The organism is Mesorhizobium bavaricum (assembly GCF_056781655.1).
The window spans coordinates 4,334,579-4,357,348 of record NZ_CM165566.1 but is presented as its reverse complement, the minus strand read 5'-3'; the positions used below and the strand labels follow the sequence as shown (position 1 = coordinate 4,357,348).

25 protein-coding genes are annotated in these 22,770 nt (G+C 62.1%); 14 read left to right on the top strand and 11 right to left on the bottom strand.

All coding sequences use genetic code 11. From position 1 onward, the window contains the following. Window positions 1-26 precede the first annotated feature (26 nt). The 5 genes from AC1RZR_RS21320 to AC1RZR_RS21300 all read right to left on the bottom strand — a co-directional run bounded on the left by AC1RZR_RS21320 (window position 27) and on the right by AC1RZR_RS21300 (window position 3,620). Window positions 27-1,592: an amidase gene (locus AC1RZR_RS21320; RefSeq protein WP_481825890.1), complete on the bottom strand. Its 1,566-nt coding sequence runs from the start codon at window positions 1,590-1,592 to the stop codon at window positions 27-29. After that, window positions 1,592-2,047: a GNAT family N-acetyltransferase gene (locus AC1RZR_RS21315; protein ID WP_477277107.1), complete on the bottom strand. Its 456-nt coding sequence runs from the start codon at window positions 2,045-2,047 to the stop codon at window positions 1,592-1,594. The genes AC1RZR_RS21320 and AC1RZR_RS21315 overlap by 1 nt, the downstream gene beginning before the upstream one ends. A 7-nt stretch (window positions 2,048-2,054) precedes the next feature. Next, window positions 2,055-2,342 carry an Asp-tRNA(Asn)/Glu-tRNA(Gln) amidotransferase subunit GatC gene (gene gatC / locus AC1RZR_RS21310; RefSeq protein WP_477277109.1) on the bottom strand — a complete coding sequence of 96 codons (288 nt, stop codon included), beginning with the start codon at window positions 2,340-2,342 and terminating at the stop codon, window positions 2,055-2,057. A 129-nt stretch (window positions 2,343-2,471) separates the two neighbouring features. Further along, a complete protein-coding gene (locus tag AC1RZR_RS21305) occupies window positions 2,472-2,888 on the bottom strand; it encodes a hypothetical protein (protein ID WP_477277111.1) in 417 nt (138 codons plus the stop codon). 24 nt (window positions 2,889-2,912) lie between these two features. Beyond that, entirely contained in the window at window positions 2,913-3,620 is a 708-nt protein-coding gene (locus AC1RZR_RS21300; protein ID WP_379104372.1) for a metal-dependent hydrolase, read from the bottom strand. A 123-nt stretch (window positions 3,621-3,743) separates the two neighbouring features. Here AC1RZR_RS21300 and ruvX point away from each other — a divergent pair, with 123 nt between their 5' ends. Then, window positions 3,744-4,250 carry a Holliday junction resolvase RuvX gene (ruvX, locus tag AC1RZR_RS21295; RefSeq protein ID WP_481825889.1) on the top strand — a complete coding sequence of 169 codons (507 nt, stop codon included), beginning with the start codon at window positions 3,744-3,746 and terminating at the stop codon, window positions 4,248-4,250. On the opposite strand, the gene AC1RZR_RS21290 is transcribed toward ruvX, so the two are convergent. The 3 genes from AC1RZR_RS21290 to AC1RZR_RS21280 form a co-directional block, all read right to left on the bottom strand. Continuing rightward, window positions 4,168-4,509, bottom strand: coding sequence for a DUF6105 family protein (locus tag AC1RZR_RS21290; protein ID WP_481825888.1), 342 nt, complete (start codon window positions 4,507-4,509; stop codon window positions 4,168-4,170). The genes ruvX and AC1RZR_RS21290 overlap by 83 nt on opposite strands. Continuing rightward, entirely contained in the window at window positions 4,509-5,066 is a 558-nt protein-coding gene (locus AC1RZR_RS21285; protein ID WP_481825887.1) for a hypothetical protein, read from the bottom strand. The genes AC1RZR_RS21290 and AC1RZR_RS21285 overlap by 1 nt, the downstream gene beginning before the upstream one ends. 196 nt (window positions 5,067-5,262) lie before the next feature. Further along, on the bottom strand, window positions 5,263-6,891 hold the full coding sequence (locus tag AC1RZR_RS21280; protein WP_481825886.1) for a DNA alkylation response protein: 1,629 nt from the start codon (window positions 6,889-6,891) through the stop codon (window positions 5,263-5,265). Window positions 6,892-7,068: 177 nt separating this feature from the next. On the opposite strand from AC1RZR_RS21280, the gene AC1RZR_RS21275 reads away from it, so the two are divergent. Genes AC1RZR_RS21275 through dprA form a run of 4 tightly spaced genes read left to right on the top strand, consistent with a single transcriptional unit; the run spans window position 7,069 to window position 11,113 of the window. Next, window positions 7,069-8,034: an aspartate carbamoyltransferase catalytic subunit gene (locus AC1RZR_RS21275; protein WP_477277123.1), complete on the top strand. Its 966-nt coding sequence runs from the start codon at window positions 7,069-7,071 to the stop codon at window positions 8,032-8,034. After that, a complete protein-coding gene (locus AC1RZR_RS21270) occupies window positions 8,031-9,317 on the top strand; it encodes a dihydroorotase (protein ID WP_481825885.1) in 1,287 nt (428 codons plus the stop codon). Before AC1RZR_RS21275 ends, AC1RZR_RS21270 begins: the two co-directional genes overlap by 4 nt. A gap of 57 nt (window positions 9,318-9,374) precedes the next feature. Continuing rightward, entirely contained in the window at window positions 9,375-9,962 is a 588-nt protein-coding gene (gene plsY / locus AC1RZR_RS21265; RefSeq protein ID WP_481825884.1) for a glycerol-3-phosphate 1-O-acyltransferase PlsY, read from the top strand. Between the two features lie 17 nt (window positions 9,963-9,979). Continuing rightward, entirely contained in the window at window positions 9,980-11,113 is a 1,134-nt protein-coding gene (gene dprA / locus AC1RZR_RS21260) for a DNA-processing protein DprA (RefSeq protein ID WP_481829092.1), read from the top strand. Window positions 11,114-11,168: 55 nt separating this feature from the next. Here the strand turns inward: dprA and AC1RZR_RS21255 are convergent, their stop codons facing one another. Continuing rightward, complete coding sequence (locus tag AC1RZR_RS21255; protein WP_481825883.1) at window positions 11,169-11,867, bottom strand: Stf0 family sulfotransferase; 699 nt, start codon at window positions 11,865-11,867, stop codon at window positions 11,169-11,171. Window positions 11,868-11,869: 2 nt separating this feature from the next. Then, on the bottom strand, window positions 11,870-13,300 hold the full coding sequence (locus AC1RZR_RS21250) for a glycosyltransferase (RefSeq protein WP_481825882.1): 1,431 nt from the start codon (window positions 13,298-13,300) through the stop codon (window positions 11,870-11,872). Between the two features lie 211 nt (window positions 13,301-13,511). On the opposite strand from AC1RZR_RS21250, the gene AC1RZR_RS21245 reads away from it, so the two are divergent. From AC1RZR_RS21245 to AC1RZR_RS21210, 8 genes are all read left to right on the top strand, one after another. Further along, window positions 13,512-14,291: a hypothetical protein gene (locus tag AC1RZR_RS21245; protein WP_481825881.1), complete on the top strand. Its 780-nt coding sequence runs from the start codon at window positions 13,512-13,514 to the stop codon at window positions 14,289-14,291. Window positions 14,292-14,615: 324 nt separating this feature from the next. Continuing rightward, entirely contained in the window at window positions 14,616-15,497 is an 882-nt protein-coding gene (locus tag AC1RZR_RS21240; protein WP_481825880.1) for a dihydrodipicolinate synthase family protein, read from the top strand. A 22-nt stretch (window positions 15,498-15,519) separates the two neighbouring features. Further along, the gene (locus AC1RZR_RS21235) at window positions 15,520-16,179 is read left to right on the top strand and encodes a GntR family transcriptional regulator (protein WP_379104346.1); all 660 of its coding nucleotides are present in this window, start codon (window positions 15,520-15,522) and stop codon (window positions 16,177-16,179) included. 62 nt (window positions 16,180-16,241) lie between these two features. Continuing rightward, a complete protein-coding gene (locus AC1RZR_RS21230) occupies window positions 16,242-17,579 on the top strand; it encodes an ABC transporter substrate-binding protein (RefSeq protein WP_481825879.1) in 1,338 nt (445 codons plus the stop codon). Next, on the top strand, window positions 17,579-18,517 hold the full coding sequence (locus AC1RZR_RS21225) for a carbohydrate ABC transporter permease (protein ID WP_481825878.1): 939 nt from the start codon (window positions 17,579-17,581) through the stop codon (window positions 18,515-18,517). The genes AC1RZR_RS21230 and AC1RZR_RS21225 overlap by 1 nt, the downstream gene beginning before the upstream one ends. Further along, entirely contained in the window at window positions 18,518-19,339 is an 822-nt protein-coding gene (locus tag AC1RZR_RS21220) for a carbohydrate ABC transporter permease (protein WP_056587473.1), read from the top strand. Window positions 19,340-19,377: 38 nt separating this feature from the next. Beyond that, window positions 19,378-20,436, top strand: coding sequence for an ABC transporter ATP-binding protein (locus AC1RZR_RS21215; RefSeq protein ID WP_481825877.1), 1,059 nt, complete (start codon window positions 19,378-19,380; stop codon window positions 20,434-20,436). 20 nt (window positions 20,437-20,456) lie between these two features. Beyond that, window positions 20,457-20,639, top strand: a complete 183-nt coding sequence (locus AC1RZR_RS21210; RefSeq protein ID WP_481825876.1) for a hypothetical protein — start codon at window positions 20,457-20,459, stop codon at window positions 20,637-20,639. Between the two features lie 87 nt (window positions 20,640-20,726). Here AC1RZR_RS21210 and AC1RZR_RS21205 read toward each other — a convergent pair whose 3' ends face one another. Beyond that, window positions 20,727-21,071: a c-type cytochrome gene (locus tag AC1RZR_RS21205; RefSeq protein WP_481825875.1), complete on the bottom strand. Its 345-nt coding sequence runs from the start codon at window positions 21,069-21,071 to the stop codon at window positions 20,727-20,729. A gap of 765 nt (window positions 21,072-21,836) precedes the next feature. Here AC1RZR_RS21205 and AC1RZR_RS21200 point away from each other — a divergent pair. Continuing rightward, a complete protein-coding gene (locus AC1RZR_RS21200; protein ID WP_481825874.1) occupies window positions 21,837-22,670 on the top strand; it encodes an FkbM family methyltransferase in 834 nt (277 codons plus the stop codon). The last annotated feature ends 100 nt before the right edge of the window (window positions 22,671-22,770 follow it).

Genomic DNA, 22,770 nt, shown 5'->3' with positions numbered 1-22,770 from the left:
TCACCCCCGTCGGACGAGCGACTTCGTTACCACCACTTTTCCGGCTGAAATGTGCCAGCCGCCTGCTCGATGACGGCAGCGGTCTGGAACAGCGTTTCCTCGTCGAACGGCCGGCCAATCAGCTGCAGGCCAAGCGGCAGGCCCTTGGCGTCGAGCCCCGCCGGCACGGCGATGCCCGGCAGGCCGGCCATGTTCACCGTGACGGTGAAGATGTCGTTCAGATACATCTTGACCGGATCGGCAGCCATGTCCTCGTCGGCGATGCCAAAGGCGGCGGACGGTGTCGCCGGGGTCAGGATGACGTCGACACCGGCGGCGAAGACATTCTCGAAGTCACGCTTGATCAGATTGCGCACCTTCTGCGCCTGCAGATAGTAGGCGTCGTAATAGCCGGCCGACAGCACATAGGTGCCGATCATGATGCGGCGCTTGACCTCGCGGCCGAAACCGGCGGCGCGTGTCTTCTCATACATGTCGACGATGTCCTTGCCCGGCACGCGCAGCCCGTAGCGGACGCCATCGTAGCGGGCGAGATTGGATGAAGCCTCGGCGGGCGCCACGATATAATAGGCCGGCAGCGCGTATTTGGTGTGCGGCAGAGAAATGTCGACGATCTCAGCGCCGGCGTCCCTCAGCCAGGCAATGCCCTTCTGCCACAGCGCCTCGATCTCTTCGGGCATGCCATCGACGCGGTACTCCTTGGGAATACCCACCTTCATGCCCTTGATCGGCTTGCCGATCGCCGCCTCGTAGTCCGGCACCGGCCGGTCGACCGAGGTCGTGTCCTTCGGATCGACCGAAGCCATCGACTTCAACAGGATCGCGGCATCGCGCACGTCGCGGGCGATCGGCCCGGCCTGGTCGAGCGACGAAGCGAAGGCGACGATGCCCCAGCGCGAGCAGCGGCCGTAGGTCGGCTTGATGCCGACGGTGCCGGTGAAGGCGGCCGGCTGGCGGATCGAGCCGCCAGTGTCGGTAGCCGTGGCACCCGCGCACAGGAAGGCCGAGACGGCGGTTGCCGAACCGCCGGAAGAACCGCCCGGCACCAGCTGCGCATTGTCGAGGCTGCGCGCGATCCTGGTGCCGCCGGCCGAGACGAAACCGCCGTCACCCTGATGTGTTGTCGGCATCACCACCGTGTCGAGACGCGAGCGCCGCCATGGGTTGATGACCGGACCGTAGTAAGACGTCTCGTTGGACGAGCCCATGGCGAATTCGTCCATGTTGAGCTTGCCCAGCATGACCGCGCCGTCGGCCCACAGATTGGTGGTAACGGTCGATTCGTAGCGCGGCTTGAACCCGTCGAGCACATGGCTGCAGGCCTGGGTATGGACACCTTCGGTCCCGAACAGGTCCTTGATGCCGAGCGGAATGCCTTCCAGCGCACCGCCCTCGCCCTTGACGAGCCTGGCGTCACAGGCCTTGGCCATGTCGCGCGCCTTGTCGCCGGTCACTGCGACATAGGCATTGAGCGCCGGATTGGCGCGATCGATGGCCGCGAGATAGGCCTCGGCGATCTCGGTCGCGGTGATTTCCTTGCCGCGCAGCTTGGCGCGGGCCTGCGAAATCGTCAGCTGGGTCAGGTCGCTCATCAAAGGCTCTTTTCGTAAAACACCGACCACTCGGAATCGGGATAATCCAGCACCGGGCCGCAGCGCGAAAACCCGGCGCGTTCGTAGACGGTCCACGCGGCGGGATGACGATCGCCCGTCTCCAGTACGAGACGCTTCAGCCCCTCGTTGCGCGCCAGCGCCTCGACCCGCTCGACAATCCCAGCGCCGATCTTGCGGCCGCGATGCGAAGGCCGCGTGTACATGCGCTTGACCTCGCCGATGGCGCCGTCATGGCGCTTCAGCGCGCCGCAGCCGATGGCCAGGCCGTTGTCGCGGGCGATGAAAACGGTCGTATCCTCACCGGCCATCTGCTCAACCGTCAGGTGGTAGCAGTGCTCCGGCGGCGTCAGTTCCAGCAACGTCTCGTTGAGTTCGTTGACCAGTCCGCGCACGTCGTCCTGCAGCGGCGTTTCAATGGCGATCTCGATTGCCATCGGCGCGCTACTCCACGACCTTCGGCACGAGGAAGAAATTCTCTTCGGTCGCCGGCGCGTTGGCGACGATGTCGGCGGCCTTGTTGCCGTCGCTGACGACATCCCTGCGCTTCTTCATCTCCATCGGCGTCACCGAGGTCATCGGCTCGACGCCGGAAACATCGACCTCGTTCAACTGTTCGACGAAGCCGAGGATGGCGTTAAGTTCGCCGGTCATGCGTTCGGCATCTTCTTCGCTCACCGCGATGCGGGCGAGACGCGCGACGCGCTTCACTGTCTGCAGGTCAACGGACATGTTTTTGCCTCGGGGAAAACCAGTTCGGGCTATAGCGGCGCCGCGCGCGGTGCGCAACATGCATCGTGCGAGAGACCAGGCCGTGGTGCCGGCCCGGTCTCCGCGATCAGTCCACGGACAAGATGCTGTCTATGGCAGGGCAACGCCCTCGCAGAGATAGTAACTGCCACTGTTGCCGCTCGCCTCGCTTTCGTCACCGGCCGGCCGGACCGAAACGAGATCAAGCTGCGTCGCGCTCACCTGCGTCACCGAAAGGACGTCGGGAAAGACGTAACCCGGCTCCTGGCAGATGGCCGTCACCGCCCAGCTTGGTGACGCGGTCGCCTTGCTGATCTGCAGAAACTCGCAATTGTATTCGACCCCCTCCAGGCCGTGCGCCGAAAGCACGATGCTTCCGGCGTCGATCAGTGTCTGCAGCGTAGCCTTCCTGGCCTGTGTGCAAAGCTCTTCGGACTGAAGGTAGACGCCTTCGATGAAATCATCCGCGGCGAGTGCCGGCGACGCCGCGACCAACATGGATACGCAAAGAGATTGCCTCAAGGCCATGGTTTCATTCCGTTTTAGCCGCCTCTAAATGGTAATCGTCTCGCCGATCTTCGGCAATGCCACCTTCACATCCGATCCTTCCAGCCCGGCCTCGAATTTTTCAGCAGTCGGATCGATCATCGGAAATGTGCCGAAGTGACAGGGAACCACGGTGTCGAACTTGAAGAAACGGCGGCAGGCGAGCGCGGCCACCGCTCCGCCCATGGTGAAGCGGTCGCCGATCGGCACGATGCCGATCTTCGGTTCATGCAACTCGTTGATCAGCGCCATGTCGGAAAAGATGTCGGTATCGCCCATGTGGTAGAGCGTCCGGTCTTCCGGGAAATGCAGGACGAGGCCGCCCGGATTGCCGAGATAGGTGTTCTGGCCGCCATCGCCCGGAAACGACGATGAGTGGAGCGCCTGGACGAAAGTGGTGGTGAAGCCGCCGCAATCGACGGTGCCGCCGATGTTGCCCGGATTGATCTTCTTGTCGCTGACGCCCTTGCCGACCAGGTACATGCAGATCTCGAAATTGGCGACCAGCTGGGCGCCGCTTTTGCCGAGCACTTCCACCGCGCCGCTGATGTGGTCGCTGTGACCATGCGTCAGCAGCACATGCGTGATTCCTTCGGCCGGCCCTTCCCAGCCACCCGTCCAGGACGGATTGCCGATCAGATAGGGATCGATGAGGATCTTGGCATCGGCGGTTTCGATGCGAAAGGCCGAGTGGCCGTACCAGGTCAATTTCATGAATGCTTTCCTCGATTTTTGCCTTGCCAAAGGATAGAACGCCGATGGCCCTGAGATCAAAGGGTTACAGTGTCCGTTGCGCGTTTGGCAAAACACGAGGCGTTGAAGGGTAAAGGGCAGCCATTGGGCATTATCGCGATCGAGGAATTGCCGGCGCGGCTCGCCGGCGGCAAGACGCTGGCAGGGCTTGACCTCGGCGACAAGACGATCGGCGTCGCGGTCTCGGACCAGAGGTTTTCCTTCGCCCATCCGCGCCCGGTCATCATGCGAAAGAAATTCTCGCTCGATGCCGCCATCCTGCTGGCCTTGCTGCAGAAGGAGAACGCCGGCGCGGTGGTGATCGGACTGCCGATCAACATGGATGGTTCGGAAGGGCCCCGCGCGCAGAAATCGCGCGCCTTTGTCCGCAACATGGCGCAGATCAGCGACCTGCCCTTCGTGCTCTGGGATGAAAGACTATCGACGGTCGCGGCCGAAAGGACGCTGATCGAGATGGATTTCTCGCGCCGCAAACGCGCCGGCAAGATCAATTCGGCGGCAGCCGCGTTTATTCTGCAGGGAGTTTTGGACCGGCTTCACTCACTCCACGCATCCGCTCGAACGGAACCGGACCCGCCGAGCGCTGCTTGACCCAGCCGGCGATTTCGCGGCGCCGGCGAAACGCCCACAGCGCCATCAGCAGAAAGCCGTCGAAGACGCAGGCCTTTGCCACCATGCCGGGGATGGTCACCGGATCGATACCGAGCATCTGGCCATACAGCTGAAAGACGAAATCGTGCAACTGCCGGCTCAGCATGACGTAACCGAAGTTCATGTCGTTGAGCGACAGGTAGAACCAACCCCAGAACAGCGCCATAGGGGCGGCCCACAATGCGAAGATATAGCGCATCAGCGGCCTCCCTTGGGATTCGAGCCTGTCCGGCCCGATATGAGTGAAAGCAGCGAATTGTGGGCCGCGGCCTTTGCCATGCCGTGCGCGACGGCGTGGATCTCGCCCTCACCCGGAGCAGCCGCCGCAACCGCGGACCGCCGCTCGGCAAGCATGGCGACATAGGACGTCAGAAGTGCCGCCAGTTGCACGGCGACAACCATGAACAGCCCGTTGATGCCTTGCGCGGCGCCACCGATGACGATCAGCGACAGCACGCCAGACGCGGAGATGAAAGCGATGCGGGCAACGCTGTCGGCGCCCTCGCTGTTTGCGTCATTGATCAGGGTTTCGACAAAGGCCCAGAAGAAAAGCACCGCGACGACCAGCAATGCGGTGGCGAGCGGCGCCACGACGATGACGTTGTCGAGGTCGATGAAGCGAGTGCCCTCGATGGTGGCGCCCAACACGCCCAGCGCCGCCGCAACACCGCGGTTTCCGTCGATGCAGATGAGCGCAAGCAGGGCGAAAACAATCGCCCAGTGCAAGGCCAGAAAAGAGGTCAGTACGTGTCGCATCGGCATTCCTGCTTCGCAAGATAGAAATGGCCAATTTGAACCATTCCCTGCTCTCGTCAGAACAGTGGGCTTTGCCGCCCGTCACCGCAACGGAAACCATTTGTTAAGGTTAACGGCGATCAGTGATGCGCATGAGGAGGCTCGCCGGCGCCCCAAAATGATCAATGGCGCCGGTTTTTTGCGCAACGCTCGCGGCTTAGTTCACGGGCGGATAGAGCGTGTCGATGATCATGCGCGCGTCGTGGCGCGAATCGAGCATGCCATAGGTGTTGCGCCACTGGCCGGCCAATCGCGTCTCGACGAAGGCGTCGGCGATCCGCCCTGCCCCCAGTCGGCGCAGTTCCGCCGCAGCCGCCGACAGTGCCAGCTGTTCGGTAAGCAGCCGGGCCGAGCCTTCATCGGTTGCAGCAACCTGCATCGCCGCCTTCAGCACGCCGATCGTGCCGCGTCCGCCAGCGCCGAGGTCGCGGTCGATGCCGGCCAGCACGTCCTCGAACAAACCAGGCGCGCGGCCAAGCACGCGCAGCACGTCGAGGGCCATGACATTGCCCGACCCTTCCCAGATCGCGTTGACCGGGGCCTCTCGATAGTAGCGGGCGAGCGGCGCCTCTTCGACATAGCCGTTGCCGCCGAGGCACTCCATCGCCTCGTAAAGCAACGGCGGCGCGATCTTGCAGACCCAGTACTTGACGACCGGGGTCATGGCGCGGGCGAATGCCGCCTCGCCGCGATCGCTCGCCGCCTCGTCGAACGACCGCGCCAGTCGGAACGACAGCGCGGTGGCGGCGGCGACATCGAGCGCCATGTCGGCCAGCACACGCTGCATCAGCGGCTGCTCGATCAGATTGGTGCCGAACACCTGTCGATGGCGGGCGTGATGAACGGCCTCGGCGAGACCGGCGCGCATGATCGCCGACGACGCCACCGCACAGTCGAGCCGGGTCAAGGTGACCATGTCCATGATCGTCTTCACGCCGGCACCCGGTTCGCCGACCATCTCGCCGATGGCGTTGACGAATTCCACCTCGGAGGACGCGTTGGAACGGTTGCCGAGCTTGTCTTTCAGCCGCTGAAAGCGGAAGCCGTTGCCCGAGCCGTCGCCGAGAACACGCGGCACGAGGAAGCAGGACAGCCCCTCCGGCGCCTGTGCGAGCACCAGGAACGCATCCGACATCGGTGCCGACATGAACCATTTGTGCCCGGTCAGGCGATAGAACCCGCTGCCGGCGCGTTCCGCCCTTGTCACATTGGCGCGCACATCCGTGCCGCCCTGCTTCTCGGTCATGCCCATGCCGAGCGTAAGCCCGGCCTTCTCGACCGGTGGCTTCTGGCTCTGGTCGTATTTGCGCGTCGTCACGCGCGGCGCCCATTCGCGAAACAGCTTTGGGCTGGCCATCAAGGCGGCGAGCGAAGCGTTGGTCATGGTGATCGGGCACAGATGCCCGGTCTCGAGCTCAGCCGTCAGATAGAACCTGGCAGAGCGGACCTGATGGCGGCGGCCGATCTCGGCGTCGCCGTTTTCCCACACCGAGGAATGCAGCCCGTTGGCCACCGAGCGGCGCATCAAGGCGTGATAGGCGGGATGGAACTCGACCACATCGATGCGCCGTCCCTGCCGATCATGCGTCCTGAGCTTCGGCGTCTCGACATTGGCGAGACGGGCCAGTTCCTGCGCCTCCTGCGTCAGCACGAAACGGCCGAGCCCGTCGAGATCCTTGCGCACCGGATCGGAAAAACGCTCGGCAAGCTGGATCATCAACGGATCGCCCCGCCAGGCGTTGCCGCCTGCGAGCGGCGGCGGCTGGTTCGTCACGTCGTCGGTCACGCCCAATCCTTTATCGGTAGAAAGGCCCTTGTCGTCAGAAAGCCACGAATCCGAGGCCATCGGCGGTTTATAGCCCAAGCCATGCAACGCGCGCGATGAAAATACCGGGGAGAACGGCTCCAATGCAAAGCTGGCGCTTGCAGCCGTAAAATCTCCACCCTATAGCAGCGCCTTGAGATGACCGACGCTTCGTCCCTGCCACTCTATCCTCACCGCCATCTTCTGGGCATCCGCGACCTTTCCCCCGCCGACATCGAGCTGTTGCTCGACCGGGCGGATCAGGCGGTCGCGATCTCGCGGCAGTCCGAGAAGAAAACCTCGACGCTGCGGGGCCGCACCCAGATCAACCTCTTCTATGAAGCCTCGACGCGGACGCAGTCGTCGTTCGAGCTGGCCGGAAAGCGGCTCGGCGCCGATGTCATGAACATGTCGGTGGCAAGCTCCTCGGTGAAGAAGGGCGAAACGCTCATCGACACGGCGATGACGCTGAACGCCATGCGGCCCGATATCCTGATCATCCGCCACCAGTCGGCGGGTGCGGCGGCACTTCTTGCCCAGAAAGTCGGCTGCTCGGTGGTCAATGCCGGCGACGGCGCGCATGAACACCCGACACAGGCGCTGCTCGACGCTCTGACCATCCGCCGCGCCAAGGGCCCGCTGTCGAAGCTGATCGTGGCGATCTGCGGCGACATCCTGCACTCGCGCGTGGCGCGCTCCAACATCATGCTGCTCAACGCGCTCGGCGCGCAGGTGCGGGTCGTCGCCCCGTCGACATTGCTGCCGTCGGGGATCGAGAAGATGGGTGTCATTGTCACCCGCTCGATGGCTGAAGGCCTCAAGGGCGCCGATGTGGTGATGATGCTGCGCCTGCAGCGTGAGCGCATGGAAGGCGCGTTCGTGCCTTCGGTGCGCGAATATTTCCGCTATTTCGGCCTCGATGCCGAAAAACTGAAGGCGGCCAAGGACGACGCGCTGGTGATGCATCCCGGCCCGATGAACCGCGGCGTCGAGATCGCCTCGGAAATCGCCGATGGTCCGCAAAGCGTCATCCAGGAACAGGTCGAGATGGGCGTCGCCGTGCGCATGGCGGTGATGGAAGCGCTGCTCGACCCGCGCCGCAACCATGAGGGCCGCGGCGCATGAGCACGACCGTCTTCGAGCGTGCTCGCATCGTCGACCCCTCGCGCGGCATCGACGAAGTCGGCTCCGTCATCGTCGACGGCCGCAAGATCGTTGCCGCCGGCAAGGCGGCGCTGAACCAGGGCGCGCCCGAGGGCGCGACCGTCATCGACTGCGTCGGCAGGGCGATCATTCCAGGCCTGATCGATGGCCGCGTCTTCATCGGCGAGCCGGGCGGCGAGCATCGCGAAACCATCGCTTCGGCCAGTGTCGCGGCGGCGGCCGGCGGCGTCACCTCCATCGTCATGATGCCCGACACCGACCCGGTGATCGACAATGTGGCGCTGGTCGAGTTCGTGCTGCGTACCGCCAAGGACACGGCAAGCGTCAACGTTTTTCCGGCGGCGGCGATCACCAAGGGCCTCGAGGGGCGCGAGATGACCGAGTTCGGCCTGCTGCGCGAGGCTGGCGCCGTTGCCTTCACCGATGGCCGTCACACCATATCAAGCGCGCTGGTGATGCGCCGCGCGCTGACCTATGCGCGCGACTTCGATTCCACCATCGTGCATGAAACGCAGGACGCCGACCTCGGTTCGTCCGGCGTCATGAACGAAGGCCTATACGCCAGCTGGCTCGGCCTCTCCGGCATTCCGCGGGAAGCCGAATCCATCCCGCTGGAGCGCGACCTTGCGCTGGCGCGGCTGACACGCGGTTCCTATCATGCGGCCAAGATCTCGACGGCGATGGCGGCAAACGCCGTGACCCGCGCCAAAGCCGACGGCGCGACGGTGACATCAGGCGTGGCGATCCACAATCTGTCGCTCAATGAAAACGATGTCGGCGAATACCGCACCTTCTTCCGTTTGACGCCGCCGTTGCGCGCCGAGGAAGACCGGCTGGCGATGATCGAGGCGGTCAGGGACGGTACGATCGATATCATCGTCTCCTCGCATGATCCGCAGGATGTCGACACCAAGCGCCTGCCCTTTGCCGACGCGGCGGCCGGCGCCATCGGGCTCGAAACCCTGCTGGGTGCAGCGTTGCGGCTCTACCACAATGGCGACGTGCCGTTGCTCAGGCTGATCGAAACCTTGTCTACTGCGCCGGCAAGACTGTTCGGCCTGCCCGGCGGCACGCTGAAGCCAGGCGCGATGGCCGATCTTGCGCTGGTCGATCTGGACGAACCCTGGATCGTCGCCGAAAGCGGCATTCGTTCGCGCTCGAAAAACACCTGTTTCGAAGGCGCGCGACTGCAGGGCAAGGTCTTGCAAACGCTGGTGGCGGGCCGCACAGTGTTCTCAATCTAAGACGGTGATCGCGCACCGCGCCTGATCTGGCCTGTCTGGGGAAACGCGGGGGAAACAATGACTTACAGCCTCATCCCAGCGCTGGTGTTCGGCTATTTCCTGGGCTCGATTCCGTTCGGGCTGCTGCTGACGCGCGCCGCCGGCCTCGGCGATGTGCGCAAGATCGGATCGGGCAATATCGGCGCTACCAATGTTCTGCGCACTGGCAACAAGGGCCTTGCCGCCGCGACGCTGCTGCTCGATGCGCTCAAGGGTACGGCCGCCGTGTTGATTGCCGGGCATTTCGCATCCGAAATGGCGATCTGGGCCGGTCTTGGCGCCTTTCTCGGCCATCTCTTTCCGGCATGGCTGGGGTTCAAGGGCGGCAAGGGTGTCGCCACCTATCTCGGCGTGCTGATCGGCCTGGCTTGGCAGGTGGCGCTGATCTTCGCCGTCGTCTGGCTGGTGATGGCATTCCTCTTCCGCTATTCCTCGCTGGCAGCACTGACAGCGGCTGTCATCGTGCCGGTCGCCCTCTACGTCCTGACCACTCCGCACATTGCCGCCCTGTTCGTGGTGATGAGCATCATTGTCTTCATCAAGCATCGGGAAAACATTTCGCGCCTGCTTGCCGGCATCGAGGGCAAGATCGGAGCCAAGGGGTGAGCGATCGCGCCACCAGGGTGAGCGAACCGGCCGCCGGGCCGCGCCTCAGCGACCGGCAGCGGCTGAGCTGGCTGCGGCTGATCCGCACCCAAAATGTCGGCCCCGCCTCCTTCCGCGACCTGATCAATCGCTTCGGTTCGGCCGAGGTGGCGCTGGAGATACTTCCGGAATTGATGATTTCGGGCGGCGCCAATCGCATTGCCCGCATCCCTTCCGTTGCCGAAATCGAGGCCGAACTGGATACGGCCCGAAAGGCTGGCGCGCGCTTTGTCGGCATCGGCGAGCCCGACTATCCGCCGCTGTTGCGCAGCATGGATAATCCGCCGCCACTGTTGGCGGTGAAGGGCAATGCCGCAGTGTTCCGGCTGCCGGGGGTAGCCATTGTCGGCGCGCGCAACGCATCGCTGGCCGGTATCAAGATGGCGCGCATGCTGGCGGCGGACCTTGGCCGCGTCGGCTATGGCATCGTCTCGGGGCTGGCGCGCGGCATCGACACGGCGGCGCATCAGGGCAGTCTCTTGACCGGCACGATCGGTGTGCTGGCCGGCGGCCTCGACCTGCCCTACCCGCCCGAAAATGCCGGCCTGTGCGAGGAGATTGCCGAGCGCGGCGCCGTCATTTCGGAAATGCCGTTCGGCTGGCAGCCGCGCGCCCAGGACTTTCCGCGCCGCAACCGCCTTGTCGCGGGCGCCGCCCTTGGGCTGGTGGTGGTCGAAGCAGCGCAACGTTCGGGTTCGCTGATCAGCGCCAGGCTTGCCGGGGAGATGGGCCGGCTGGTCTTCGCCGTGCCCGGCTCCCCGCTCGATCCGCGCGCCGCCGGCACCAACGGCCTGCTCAAGGACGGCGCCACGCTGGTGACGGAAGCGGCCGACATTTCCAACGCCATTGCGCCACTGACCGGTTTGCGAGCGCCCGATGTGCCGCCGTTTCAAGACCCGCCCGATTTCTCGGCCACACCGCCACCAGGCGAAAACGACCGCGCCCGCGTCATCGAGGCGCTTGGCCCGACGCCAGTGTCGGTCGACGAGATCATCCGCCACACCGGCCTGCATCCGGCCCAGGTCTTCATGGTGCTGCTGGAACTCGACCTCGCCGGCCGGCTCGAGCGCCATGCCGGCGGTCATGTTTCGCTGGTGTTCGAAGGTTCCTGAGAGACCGCGTCGATCCCTGATCCATTCGACACGTCACCGCCGCATGCAGGCGGCTCTACACCAGGTCCAGCATATTTGGATTGCCGCGCTCACGCCTGAAACGATCGGCCCATTCGAGACTGATTGAGTCGCGCTGTTGCTGGATCGCGATGCTGATGGAGTCTGGGCTGCGCGGGAGCGTCACACCCATCATGTCGGCGACTTGGCGGACGGCATCCCGTGGATTCGCCGCCACCGTCTCGTAGTCGAGCCTGAGAGGGCTAATCCCGGTCCGGGCAAAGAACATCTCCCAACGCGCCGTTTCCCGGGCCAGCGCATCAAGTTGCCGCTGAATCAACTCGGCATCGAAAACCGCCTCTTGGCTCACCGGTTGCGTCGACCGGTACTGACCGGTCTGGAGGGCTCTCGCCCAGGATATTGCCTGACCGAGAAGGTCCCGCCTGGAAAGAAAAATGAACCGAAGATTCGGAAGAGCATCGAACCAGCCTATTTCGCTTGAAATCCAATCATGCTGGTGAGCGAATATTTTCAGGCCGTATATATGGTTGGGCGTGGCGCCGACTGTCAGAATTTTCTCGACCTGCCCGGCCACATCTTCAGGAAAGTTGGGATCGTCGAAAAATCGGCGCGCCCGCCAATTGAAATACTCAAGCGGGTGTCCGAGCACACCGGTGCCACTGAGATGCAGGCCCAGGAAGTTGCTGCCAGATCTCGGCGAGGTGCAAATTGAGTAGCCGCGTACGTCGTCGGACACCTTCAGCCTCGCCTGCGAGCCCGAAGAAACATTTTTCTCATGAACAGCGGGATCATGCCGTTGTAGAGTCGTTTGCTCTCATTGACGAAATTCGAAAGGCTCGAAAGCTCCTCGTCAATTCGATGCAATGCAGCCTGGCTATCGTGGGCCACGCGGTTGAGCGAAGCGGAGCTATCGACGACAGAGTTTGAAAGGCCGGATAGCTGCTCTTCAAGCCGATGCAATCTGGCCTGACTGTCATGGGCTACCCTGTCGAGCGAAAGGATCGGACCAGTTTTTGCAATTTCGGGTCCAATGGCTTTGACCTGCTCGCCAAGCTCCATCAACGATGCGGCATTGCTCTCCAGCGTTTTTGTGTTTGATCGAAGCAATTCCACAAGCGCAGCCTGGTCTGGCGAAGTCTGCCATCCGTGCATCTCCTTCACGATGGCGGCCCATCTGCGCGACGGAAGCGACACGCCGATTTCCTCGATCCAGCACGCTGTGGCCAGTGACCGTTCGTCTGCGGTCGTGTCCGTATCGGCCGCAATGGCCTCGTTGTAGACCCTGAGATGCTCTTGAACGAAGTGCGGGATATCAGCCACTTCACGAAAATAGGCCGAAACCTTCGCGGCGTCGTCGGCGTCGAACCGCGAGATCGCTTCCATCAGATTCTCGACGGTGACGGGTTTGGTCAGAAGACCAACCCCAAGGTTCATTTGCCGCCATGCCTCCATGTTTGCCGTATCCAGCAAGCCGGCGAAGCCACGCGCGTCGCAGACGACGACCGAGCACCCGACGGCGGCGGCTTCAATGGCCATACGGGCTGTTGCAAACACGATGTCGTATTCGAGCAAATCCTTGTCGAGTTGATGGGAAAAGCGTCCTGTAGCCGGCCCCAACTCATCCAGGTGAACGTTGCTTTTCGAGCAGGCTTCACGCACGGCCTGCTGGTGGTCGAAATTCTTGGTCAGCAGCAGCCCTCTGGCCGGTCGGGAAGGCAGCGGCAGGCGGGGCTTGAAACGGTCAAGGTCGACCGCGTTGTAGATGAGGTCCAACTTGTCCGCCGGTACACCGCGTGACAGGCATTTGGCCTTGCACGCTTCGTCGACCGCGATCCAGCGGCGTATCTGCGGATGAAGCATGGGAGCTTCGACCTCGAAGAATGCGCTGTGGCAGGAAAACACGGCTGGCACATCGGGAAACCGCGCCAGCGCAGTCAGGCAAGGCGTCAAATGCTGACCGTGGATGATGTCGGGCTTTTCGACGATCTCCGCAATCCGGTCGACCACATGGTGTCCGCGGCGGCGCATTCTGTCGGCCATATCGCCAAGCGTTGGAGCCAGCACCATGGTTTGATGACCAGCGCCGCGAAGCCCGTCGGCCAGCAATTCGACAACGGCTTCGGTGCCGCTGTTCTGCGACACGAACAGATTGGTAATGAGAACCCGCAAATGCCGCCTCCTGCCTGTTTCACAATCTCCGCATTGGCGGCGAGGATAACAGGTGCTAGGCAGCGTTCTTAGTTTGAAGACATCGACCAGACAAGTTTGTGCAAAAATTACCGGCGCCTATCCCAATGTTAGGGAAGCCTTTGACGCTTGGTCGCATTAGATACAATCTAAAACGCGAATGTATGCCGAAAACCTGGATTGGAGCCGTTGCTTGTCCGAAAAGTTGCGGCATGTGCTGATCCTTGCACATCCAGGGCATGAGCTCAGGATTAATCACTGGCTTGAGCTCAAGAAACCCCGAATCTACCTTTTGACGGATGGCTCAGGCGGTCGCCACTCTGCCCGAACCCAATATTCTCGCGACGTGGTGGAAGCTGCTGGCGCAACCGCGGGGGCGGTGTTCGGCGATATTCCGGACGCTGCCTGGTATAAAGCGCTGTTGACTGGGGATAGTGGCATCTTTGCCGACGTGCTGACGAGAATCAGGGACGACGTATCTGATATGCAGGACGTGCAAGTCGTCTCGGACGCGGTCGATGGCTACAATCCGATGCACGATCTGGCATACGCATTCGGCAATGCTCTCAACAGGCTGCTGCAAGGCACAAAGCCCGGGCGCAAGCAGCTTTGCTCCGCCGCGGTTCCCGATGTGTCGGGGGTTGTCGAGGTAGAAATTCAACTGGATCCGGCTGCTCGCGCCAGAAAGATGGCTGCCGTCAAAGCCTACACGCCATTGGCGGATGAAGCCCGTCAGATTTTGGATCGGGATCCGCAGTGTTTCGACAGGGAACGTCTCATCTCGCAGCACTTTGACTGGGATGCGCCCTGGACGCCGGAGTGGGAGCGAATCGGCAAAGAGCGCGTCGCGAACAAACTTTACGACAGATGCATCACCTACAGGGAAAATGTGCAGCCGGTGGCCCGGCAGCTCATGTCGGAAAGCGCCCGAGAGCACGCGTCACGCAAAATCGGGCTGCTTTCCAGGGCCTAGCCACGAGATCTCGACCAATACCTGCGCTGATTGTGAAACGATGGTGATCGCGACGGGATTCGCACTCATCACCTACTCACCACTATCGCGATGGACGGGATTCTGAGGTTCTTGCGGCCGCCCGCCTCAACAATCGCATCGCCAATCAACATTGCGCGCTCGTCTCTTGGGCCGGGCTGCACGCTCCTGCGGGCTCGAAAAGGCAGTTCCGGCTAGGGGGCCGTGTGCGAGCGCCTCATCGCAAAAAAATTTGGCCAACCTGATTTACAACTGACATGTTAGTGAGATATCACTGCCTGCGAACTTCTTGTCGGAGACTTGCCGGTGACATCACGCTTTGGCCTTTCAGCCGCCCTCACCACGCCTTTTGATGCCTCCGGGCTGATCGCCATCTCCCCCATGGTCGCCCAGGCCAGGAGCTGTCTGGCCGAGGGATGCGGTAGCGTGACGCTTTTCGGCACCACCGGCGAAGGCGCTTCGGTGGGTGCCGTGGAGCGGCGGGCGGTGACCGAAGCCATGCTGGCCGCCGGGATTCTGCCGCATCAGCTTGTTGCCGGTGTGCTGGTCGATGCAGCCGAAGACGCCGCCGAACAGGCCCGGCATGCCTTGCAACACGGCGCCCGCAACATTCTCCTCGCGCCACCGAGCTACTTCAAGAATGTCGGTGAAGATGGTCTTTTCGGTTGGTTTTCCGCTGTCTTTGCCGCGCTTGGTCCCCTCGCCCGTGGCGTGCTCCTCTACAACATTCCCTCGGTCACGATGGTGCAGCTCTCGCTTGGCCTGATCGGCCGGTTGCGCACGGCCTTTCCGGACGTGGTCGCCGGTGTCAAGGATTCCGGTGGAGACTGGGACTACAGCGCGGCACTGCTCGGGGCTCATCGGGATCTGGTGATCCTTATCGGTGACGAGCGGCATCTGGCACGAGCGGTGCGAATTGGTGCTCAAGGCGCAATCTCCGGCATGGCCAATTTCGCAACGGGCGAGGTTCGCGCCATGGCCGATGGACGCGACGATGCCCGCGTCGAAACCTTCGTGCTCGAATTGCTCAAATATCCGGTCACGCCGGCGGTGAAGGTCATGGTGGCGCGCAAGACCGGCGACGAGCGCTGGCTGGCGGTCCGTCCGCCGCTGGAGCCGATCGCTTCGCAGGGGCAACAGCAGCTTGCGGCCGCCTATGACAGGCTGTTTGCGACGGAAGCGGCCTGACCGGCAAAGGAAGCGCGCTGAAATGGAAGACGGCAGCGAACCGACCACCCTTAGGGAAAAAGCCTATGCCAGCTTCACGCGGCATTTGCTGGCCCGCGACCTGCTGCCGGGCCAGTTCGTGTCGCAACGCGAACTGGTTGCCTTCACCGGATTGCCGCTCGGTGCCATTCGCGAAATCGTGCCGCGTCTCGAGGCCGAAGGACTGCTGACGACGATCCCGCAGCGCGGCATGCAGATCGCCCATATCGACATCAGCCTGATCCGCGAGGCTTTTCAGTTCCGCCTGTTCATGGAGCGCGAAGCGGTGGCGCTGTTCACCGCCAGCGCTTCCGATGACGAACTTGCTCGCCTGCGGCGCGAGCATGAGGAGATGTTGGCGCAAGCTCTGTCGCAGGCGCCGACGCCCGAAATGGAAGCCAGGGCCCAGAACATCGACTGGGCGATGCACGACACCTTCATCGATGCGCTGGGCAACGAGATCATCGCCAAGGCCTATCTGGTCAACTCGGTGAAGATCCGGCTGATCCATCAGGAGCGCTTCCGCATCGACGGGCGCGTCGTGCCGGTCATGCGCGAGCACCTCGCGGTCATCGAAGCCATGGAGAGCCGCGAGCCGCAGAAAGCGGTCGAGGCGATCAGCCTGCATATCGACAAGGCGCGCCGGCTGGCGCTGCAAATCTGAGGAAGCATGAGCCGCGCCGCGGTCGCGGCGCAATCCACAACGACAGCAACCGGGAGGAAGAAATGTCGTCCAATCTGTTCAACCCAACCAGGAGGCAACTCCTCCAGGGAACTGCGGCACTTGCCGCCGCCGGACTTGCAGGCGTTCGACCGGGCCTTGCCGCCGGTGTCGACTGGAAACGCTTCGCCGGTACGACACTCGACGTCAATCTGGTCAAAAGCCCGCGCAGTGACACCCTCATAAAATATCTCGCCGAGTTCGAGGAACTGACTGGGATCAAGGTCAATGCCGAGGCAACGCCCGAACAGCAGCAGCGCCAGAAGACGGTGATCGAGCTGAGCTCCGGCAAGCCGAGCTTCGACGTCGTGCATCTGAGCTACCACGTCCAGAAGCGTCAGTTCGAAAAAGGCGGCTGGCTGGCCGATATCGCCGGCTATCTCGCCGACCCCACGCTGACCGATCCCGGACTGGTCGAAAGCGATTTCGCCGATGCCGGCATGCTGTTCGCCAAGGACGGCAAGGGCGTGCTGCGCTCGCTGCCTTTCTCGGTCGATTACTGGATCCTCTACTGGAACAAGGAGCTGTTCGAGGCCAAGGGTCTGAAATATCCCGAAACGTTCGAGCAGTTGGTGGCCGCCGCCGAAGCGCTGACGGACCCCTCGACCAACACCTACGGTTTCGTCGCCCGCGGCATCAAGAACGCCAACACGCCGGTGTGGACGTCACTCATGCTCGGCTACGACATGACGCCACTCGACGGCCAGGGGAAGCTGCGCACCGAATCGCCCGAGGCGATCGAGGCCGCCGGCCTCTACCAGCGGCTGATGACCAAGTCCGCGCCTCCAGGCGTCACCGGCTTCAACTGGGCCGAAGCGCAGTCCGCCTTCCTGCAAGGCAAGATCGGCATGTGGTTCGACGGCGTGGGTTTTGCCCCGCCGATGGAAAATCCGGAAAAGTCGCGGGTGGTCGGCAAGGTCGGCTACGGCGTCATGCCCAAGGGCCCCAAGGCGCATGCCGCAGGCACCTTTGGCGACGGCATCGGCGTGACGGCCGCCAGCGAGAAGAAGGAGGCCGCCTATCTGTTCTGTCAGTGGGCCGTGTCGCCGGCCATGGGCGCACGCTTGCTGCAGGCAGGCGCCGGCGTACCGTTCCGCAAATCGGTGCTTGAAGATCCAAAGGTGCGCGAAGGCGTCACCATGCCGGCGAGCTGGCTCGATGCGGTGGTCGGCTCCGGCAATGTCAGCCGACTGTCGCTGCCGGTCATCATCCCGGTCACCGAGTTCCGCGACATCTATGGTGTCGCGCTGACCAACCTGATCGCCGGTGCTGATCCGGCACAAGAGCTGAAGAAAGCCACCGAACAATTCCAGCCGGTCCTCGACAGGAGCGAGCAAGGCTGATGTCCGCCACCACCCCAGAACGCACCGGGGTGACGATGCAAGCCATCGAAGGGAGCCAGGCGATCCGGCTGGCTCCCAACTATTGGCCCTTCGTCATTCCGGCGCTCATCGTCGTCGGCGCCGTGATCGTCTTTCCCTGGGCCTTCACGCTGTGGATGAGCGTCAACCGCTGGACGCTCGGCCAGTCGCGAAGCTTTGCCGGGATGGAGAACTATCTGCGGCTGGCTGTCGATCAACGCTTCTGGGAATCGCTTTTCCATACCTTGACCTACACCTTCCTCTCGGTTGCCGCGCCGATGATCCTCGGCACTGTGGCCGCCCTGATCTTCGACGCCAGATTCCCGCTGCGCGGCCTGTTGCGAGGCGTCTTCGTGATGCCAATGATGGCAACGCCCGTCGCCGTGGCGCTGGTCTGGACGATGATGTTCCATCCCCAGCTCGGCGTCCTCAACTACCTTCTGTCGCTGGTCGGCATCCCGCCGCAGGAATGGATCTTCAACGCCAACACGGTCATCCCTTCGCTGGTTGCGGTCGAGACATGGCAGTGGACGCCGCTGGTGATGCTGATCGTGCTGGGCGGCCTGGCATCCGTGCCGCGCGAGCCGTTCGAGAGCGCCGAAATCGACGGCGCCAATGCCTGGCAGCAATTCCGCTACCTCACTCTGCCGATGATCGCGCCGTTCCTGATGATCGCGGTCATTATCCGCACCATCGATGCGCTGAAGAGCTTCGACATTATCTACGCCATGACCCAGGGCGGCCCAGGCACGGCCTCGGAGACGATCAACATCTACCTCTACAACACCGCCTTCTCCTACTACGACATCGGCTATGGCTCGGCCATGGCCGTGGTTTTCTTCATCGTCATTGTGGCCCTGTCCTTCATCCTGCTGATGTTGCGCCAGCGCTCCCAGTGGATCGGCGTGGAGGGCAAATAGATGAGTTCACGGCTGCTCAACCAGATCGGGCTGTTTTTCGCGGCTCTGGTCTTTGTCTCGCCGGCGATCCTGTTCTTCCTCTGGATGATCTCGCTGTCGCTGAAATTCGAGATCGACAACGGCGCCTATCCGCCGATCCTGATCCCCGAACACCTCGCCTGGTCGAACTATGCAAAGGTGTTCGAGGAGAACAATTTCCTGCTCTATCTCTGGAATTCGGTTCTGGTGACGGGCACGGCGACGCTGCTGGCGCTGCTGATCGGTGTGCCGGCCGGCTATGGCATCGCACGGCTCAAGGCCGAACGGTCGGCGGTCGTCATCATGATCGCCCGCATGACACCCGGGCTTTCCTATCTCATCCCGCTGTTCCTGCTGTTCCAATGGGTCGGGATTCTCGGCACCCTATGGCCGCAGATCATCATCCATCTGGTGGTGACCGTGCCAATCGTGGTCTGGGTGATGATCGGCTATTTCGAGACCACGCCGATGGAACTGGAAGAGGCGGCCAACATCGATGGCGCCAGCTCCTGGCAGGTGTTCCGGCTGGTCGCGTTGCCCATCGCCAAACCGGGCATCGTCGTCGCCTTCATCCTGTCTGTCATCTTCTCATGGAACAATTTCGTCTTCGGCGTAGTGCTCGCCAGCCGTGAGACGCGCACGCTGCCGGTCGCGGTCTACAACATGCTCTCCTACGAGCAGGTGAGCTGGGGGCCGCTCGCCGCCGCAGCACTTGTGGTGACGTTACCGGTGCTGGTCCTGACCATGTTCGCACAAAGGCAGATCGTCGCGGGACTGACCGCCGGCGCTGTCAAGGGCGGTTGAGGCACGGTCCGACATCACACTTTTTACGAGGAAACCCAATGGCATCGGTCACAATCAACAACGTGCAGAAGGCCTTCGGAGCCGCCAAGATCATTCACGACGTCAGCGTCGATATCGCCGATGGCGAGTTCGTCATCCTGGTCGGCCCGTCGGGCTGCGGTAAGTCGACACTGCTGCGCATGATCGCCGGACTTGAAACGATCTCGGGCGGCAAAATCGCCATTGGCGACCGCATCGTCAACAATCTGCGGGCACGGGACCGGAACATTGCCATGGTGTTCCAGAACTACGCGCTCTATCCGCATATGACGGTGGCCGACAACATGGGCTTTGCCCTGAAGATCAAGAAAGCCGATCCAGCCGACACCGCCAGCCGCGTCGGCAGGGCCGCCGGCATTCTCGGCTTGGACAAGCTGCTTGACCGCTACCCGCGCCAGCTTTCCGGCGGCCAGCGCCAGCGGGTCGCCATGGGCCGTGCGATCGTGCGCGACCCGCAGGTTTTTCTGTTCGATGAACCGCTGTCCAATCTCGACGCCAAATTGCGCGTCCAGATGCGCGGTGAGATCAAGGCGCTGCATCAGCGGCTGGGCACCACAACCATCTATGTCACGCATGACCAGATCGAGGCCATGACCATGGCCGACAAGATCGTCGTGCTGCACGATGGTCTTGTCGAGCAGATCGGCGCGCCGCTCGACCTTTACGACCACCCGGCCAATCTCTTCGTTGCCGGCTTCATCGGCTCGCCCGCCATGAACTTCATTGCCGGCCGTATCGAGGAAGGCGTGTTCCGCAGCACCAGCGGACTGACGCTGCCTCTGCCGGAAGGCATCCACCCGGCGCACGCTTCAGAGGGCGACCTGGTCTACGGCATCCGCCCGGAACATATCCGTGCGACGGCCCGGGGCATCCCAGGCAAGATCACGCTTCTGGAAGCGACGGGGTCGGAAATCTTTGCCAAGGTGGATTGTGGTGGCGAAGAGATCTCCTGCCTTTTCCGCGAGCGGCTCGTGCTGAAGCAGGGCGAGCAGGTGCGCATCGAGATCGACCGCGCCTGCGCTCATCTATTCGACGCCAATACCGGTCGGCGACTGTAGGATTGCAGCCACGGAGTTGAATGGACCCTGAAACAATGGTGAGCCCGATGGGTTCGAACCATGATCTACTCAATTTAAGCCGCGATGCTGGTCAGCGCCTGCACCACTGTCGCCATTGCGGCTATCAGCTAAACACCCTGAAGCCATCACCGAATGGCGAGGCCGTAGGCGAAGTTCTGCTGCTGCTGTCGAAGTTGGAATGATCGCCGCCTGGCTCGCCCTCACCCTGTCCGCTGGCGTCGTGCTGGCGCCGGCTTGGCCGTTTTAGATGCCTGTCTGCGCCGCGGCGCCTACTCCTTCGGAACTTCGACGGTGATCTTGATCGCGGCATAGTAAGCCGCAGCATTGGCGATGTCTTCCTGGCTCAGGTTCTTGGTGACCGTCGACATCATTTTACTCTTGCGCTCTCCGGCCTTGTAAGCCATCAGCGCGTGGAGGAGATATTCGTACTTCTGCCCGGCGATATTGGGCGTGTAAGACTGTCTGCTGAGGCCATCCTTGCCGTGGCACGCTTGGCATTGCACCATGACTTTCCGGCCAGCGGTGATGTCGCCTGCTGCCTGCGCAAATGACGAGGTGACCACGAGGGCAGCCAGGCCAAGGATCAAACCACGCGAGTAAGTATCTTTAATCATCGAAGTCCTCCCATCGGTTGACGAACATGTTCAATCTGAAATGGTCCTTAGCCATTTCAGTCTCCGCTCGGGCATCGTCGCTCCCAGTTCGCGTGGCGCTGCTAGCTCAAAGCAGTAGGTGAATTGCCAGAAGCTCGATGATCAGCGAAACGGCGCAGACCGCGCCCCCAAGGGCATAGCCTCGCCAATACTGGCGGACATCCTGATGGGTTTGGAACGTTTCTACCCAGAGCCCGTCAGGGGCAATGCCAAGGCAAAGGGGCATCTGCATCGCGTCGGGCACGATTGTAGTAGGCGCTAAAGAGGTTCGATCCGACATGCAGGCGGCCCTCTCGACCGCGAACAAGTCAGCATATTAGTCCTCGCTAACTAATGGTGCAACGGCCCGGCTTGGTGGCCCCAACCGTTCGCGACTTCACGCGTCCATCTCAAGCGGCTTGTGCGTCAGATCTGCATGATATGCGACCTGCCGAAAATCTCGCATGTCCATTAACTGGCCGCAGACCGAGCAAACTATGAAATTGTCACGTTCATTCGCGGGCTCGCCGTCATGTGGCCTGCCGATCTTGGGCGGCCCGAGATCTGATAGCTTGGTCATAATCACCGAACAGCGGCTCAAGGAAAAAGTTCCGGCAACTATTTCAGCTCATGCTAATTGAATTGCGGCCGACGGCGACCGCTTCGTCCATTTGGATGTGTTTCAATTATATTAGCAATAACGCATAAATAGCCGCTACCGGGCGTTGCTGCGTCGAGGTTTGGGAATTGAGCTACTACTCGAAGCTCTATCATATCGATGGCCTCGTGCGCGCCATCGGCTGGAAGAAATCGGTTTCGGTACTGCTTCGCCGCGCATTGGGAATCGGATCGGCGATGAGAGTTCGCTGTGGCAATCATGAATTGCTGATCAGGCCTACCGACAGCGACTTGTTTGTCATCTCCCAGGTTTTTGGGCATTGCGAATATGAAATCGGAAAAGCAGGCCAAAGCGCGCTTAACCGGCTCGCGATAGCATGGAGGCAAAGGGGCTTCATACCCGTTGTCGTGGATGCGGGCGCGAATGTTGGCTACTCGTCGATTTTCCTTAGAGACCAGTATCCTGATGCCATAGTGATGGCTATTGAACCGGACCGCCAAGCTTATGAAGTGTTGATATCGAACTGCGCCGGTCTGGAGCAGATCATGCCTGTCTACGGCGCGCTCTGGAGCCACGAAGGAGAGGTTGCACTTGTCAACAGCGAGCGACCTTCGTGGGCACGGGCCGTATCAGACGGGCGAGGTGTTCCGTCGGTCACCCTACAAAGCCTTCTTGCCAAATTGCCCAGGACGAGATTGCTGATGCTTAAGATGGATATTGAAGGCGCGGAACTGGACGCAACGCGTGACTGCGGCAAGGTGCTGAAGGATGTGCCGTGCATAATTGTCGAACCCCATGATTTCATGCTTCCCGGCCGAGGCTGCCTTTCCTTTGTATACGCTTCCTTGAACGGAAGGAGTATCGACAGCCTCGTGAACGGCGAAAACTTAATCTTCATAGCGTCAGCCTTGCTATCGCCTGGCACCAGCACGAAGCGTCCAGCAGCACGCAGGCCGGTGTAGGAGTTTTCCACAGGTAATCCCCAGCCGTCGACGACAGGCAATCGCCTAACGACAAGCGAGTGAAGCCGGGGCTGATCGGCCCGTGTGAAGCACCTACGGG

What these genes read in the sequence shown, in the direction of transcription:
- AC1RZR_RS21320 (WP_481825890.1), bottom strand. Translation starts at nt 1,592, where the DNA reads ATGAGCGACCTGACCCAGCTGACGATTTCGCAGGCCCGCGCCAAGCTG.
- AC1RZR_RS21315 (WP_477277107.1), bottom strand. Translation starts at nt 2,047, where the DNA reads ATGGCAATCGAGATCGCCATTGAAACGCCGCTGCAGGACGACGTGCGC.
- gatC (WP_477277109.1), bottom strand. Translation starts at nt 2,342, where the DNA reads ATGTCCGTTGACCTGCAGACAGTGAAGCGCGTCGCGCGTCTCGCCCGC.
- AC1RZR_RS21305 (WP_477277111.1), bottom strand. Translation starts at nt 2,888, where the DNA reads ATGGCCTTGAGGCAATCTCTTTGCGTATCCATGTTGGTCGCGGCGTCG.
- AC1RZR_RS21300 (WP_379104372.1), bottom strand. Translation starts at nt 3,620, where the DNA reads ATGAAATTGACCTGGTACGGCCACTCGGCCTTTCGCATCGAAACCGCC.
- AC1RZR_RS21290 (WP_481825888.1), bottom strand. Translation starts at nt 4,509, where the DNA reads ATGCGCTATATCTTCGCATTGTGGGCCGCCCCTATGGCGCTGTTCTGG.
- AC1RZR_RS21285 (WP_481825887.1), bottom strand. Translation starts at nt 5,066, where the DNA reads ATGCGACACGTACTGACCTCTTTTCTGGCCTTGCACTGGGCGATTGTT.
- AC1RZR_RS21275 (WP_477277123.1), top strand. Translation starts at nt 7,069, where the DNA reads ATGACCGACGCTTCGTCCCTGCCACTCTATCCTCACCGCCATCTTCTG.
- AC1RZR_RS21270 (WP_481825885.1), top strand. Translation starts at nt 8,031, where the DNA reads ATGAGCACGACCGTCTTCGAGCGTGCTCGCATCGTCGACCCCTCGCGC.
- plsY (WP_481825884.1), top strand. Translation starts at nt 9,375, where the DNA reads ATGACTTACAGCCTCATCCCAGCGCTGGTGTTCGGCTATTTCCTGGGC.
- AC1RZR_RS21235 (WP_379104346.1), top strand. Translation starts at nt 15,520, where the DNA reads ATGGAAGACGGCAGCGAACCGACCACCCTTAGGGAAAAAGCCTATGCC.
- AC1RZR_RS21230 (WP_481825879.1), top strand. Translation starts at nt 16,242, where the DNA reads ATGTCGTCCAATCTGTTCAACCCAACCAGGAGGCAACTCCTCCAGGGA.
- AC1RZR_RS21225 (WP_481825878.1), top strand. Translation starts at nt 17,579, where the DNA reads ATGTCCGCCACCACCCCAGAACGCACCGGGGTGACGATGCAAGCCATC.
- AC1RZR_RS21220 (WP_056587473.1), top strand. Translation starts at nt 18,518, where the DNA reads ATGAGTTCACGGCTGCTCAACCAGATCGGGCTGTTTTTCGCGGCTCTG.
- AC1RZR_RS21215 (WP_481825877.1), top strand. Translation starts at nt 19,378, where the DNA reads ATGGCATCGGTCACAATCAACAACGTGCAGAAGGCCTTCGGAGCCGCC.
- AC1RZR_RS21210 (WP_481825876.1), top strand. Translation starts at nt 20,457, where the DNA reads ATGGACCCTGAAACAATGGTGAGCCCGATGGGTTCGAACCATGATCTA.
- AC1RZR_RS21205 (WP_481825875.1), bottom strand. Translation starts at nt 21,071, where the DNA reads ATGATTAAAGATACTTACTCGCGTGGTTTGATCCTTGGCCTGGCTGCC.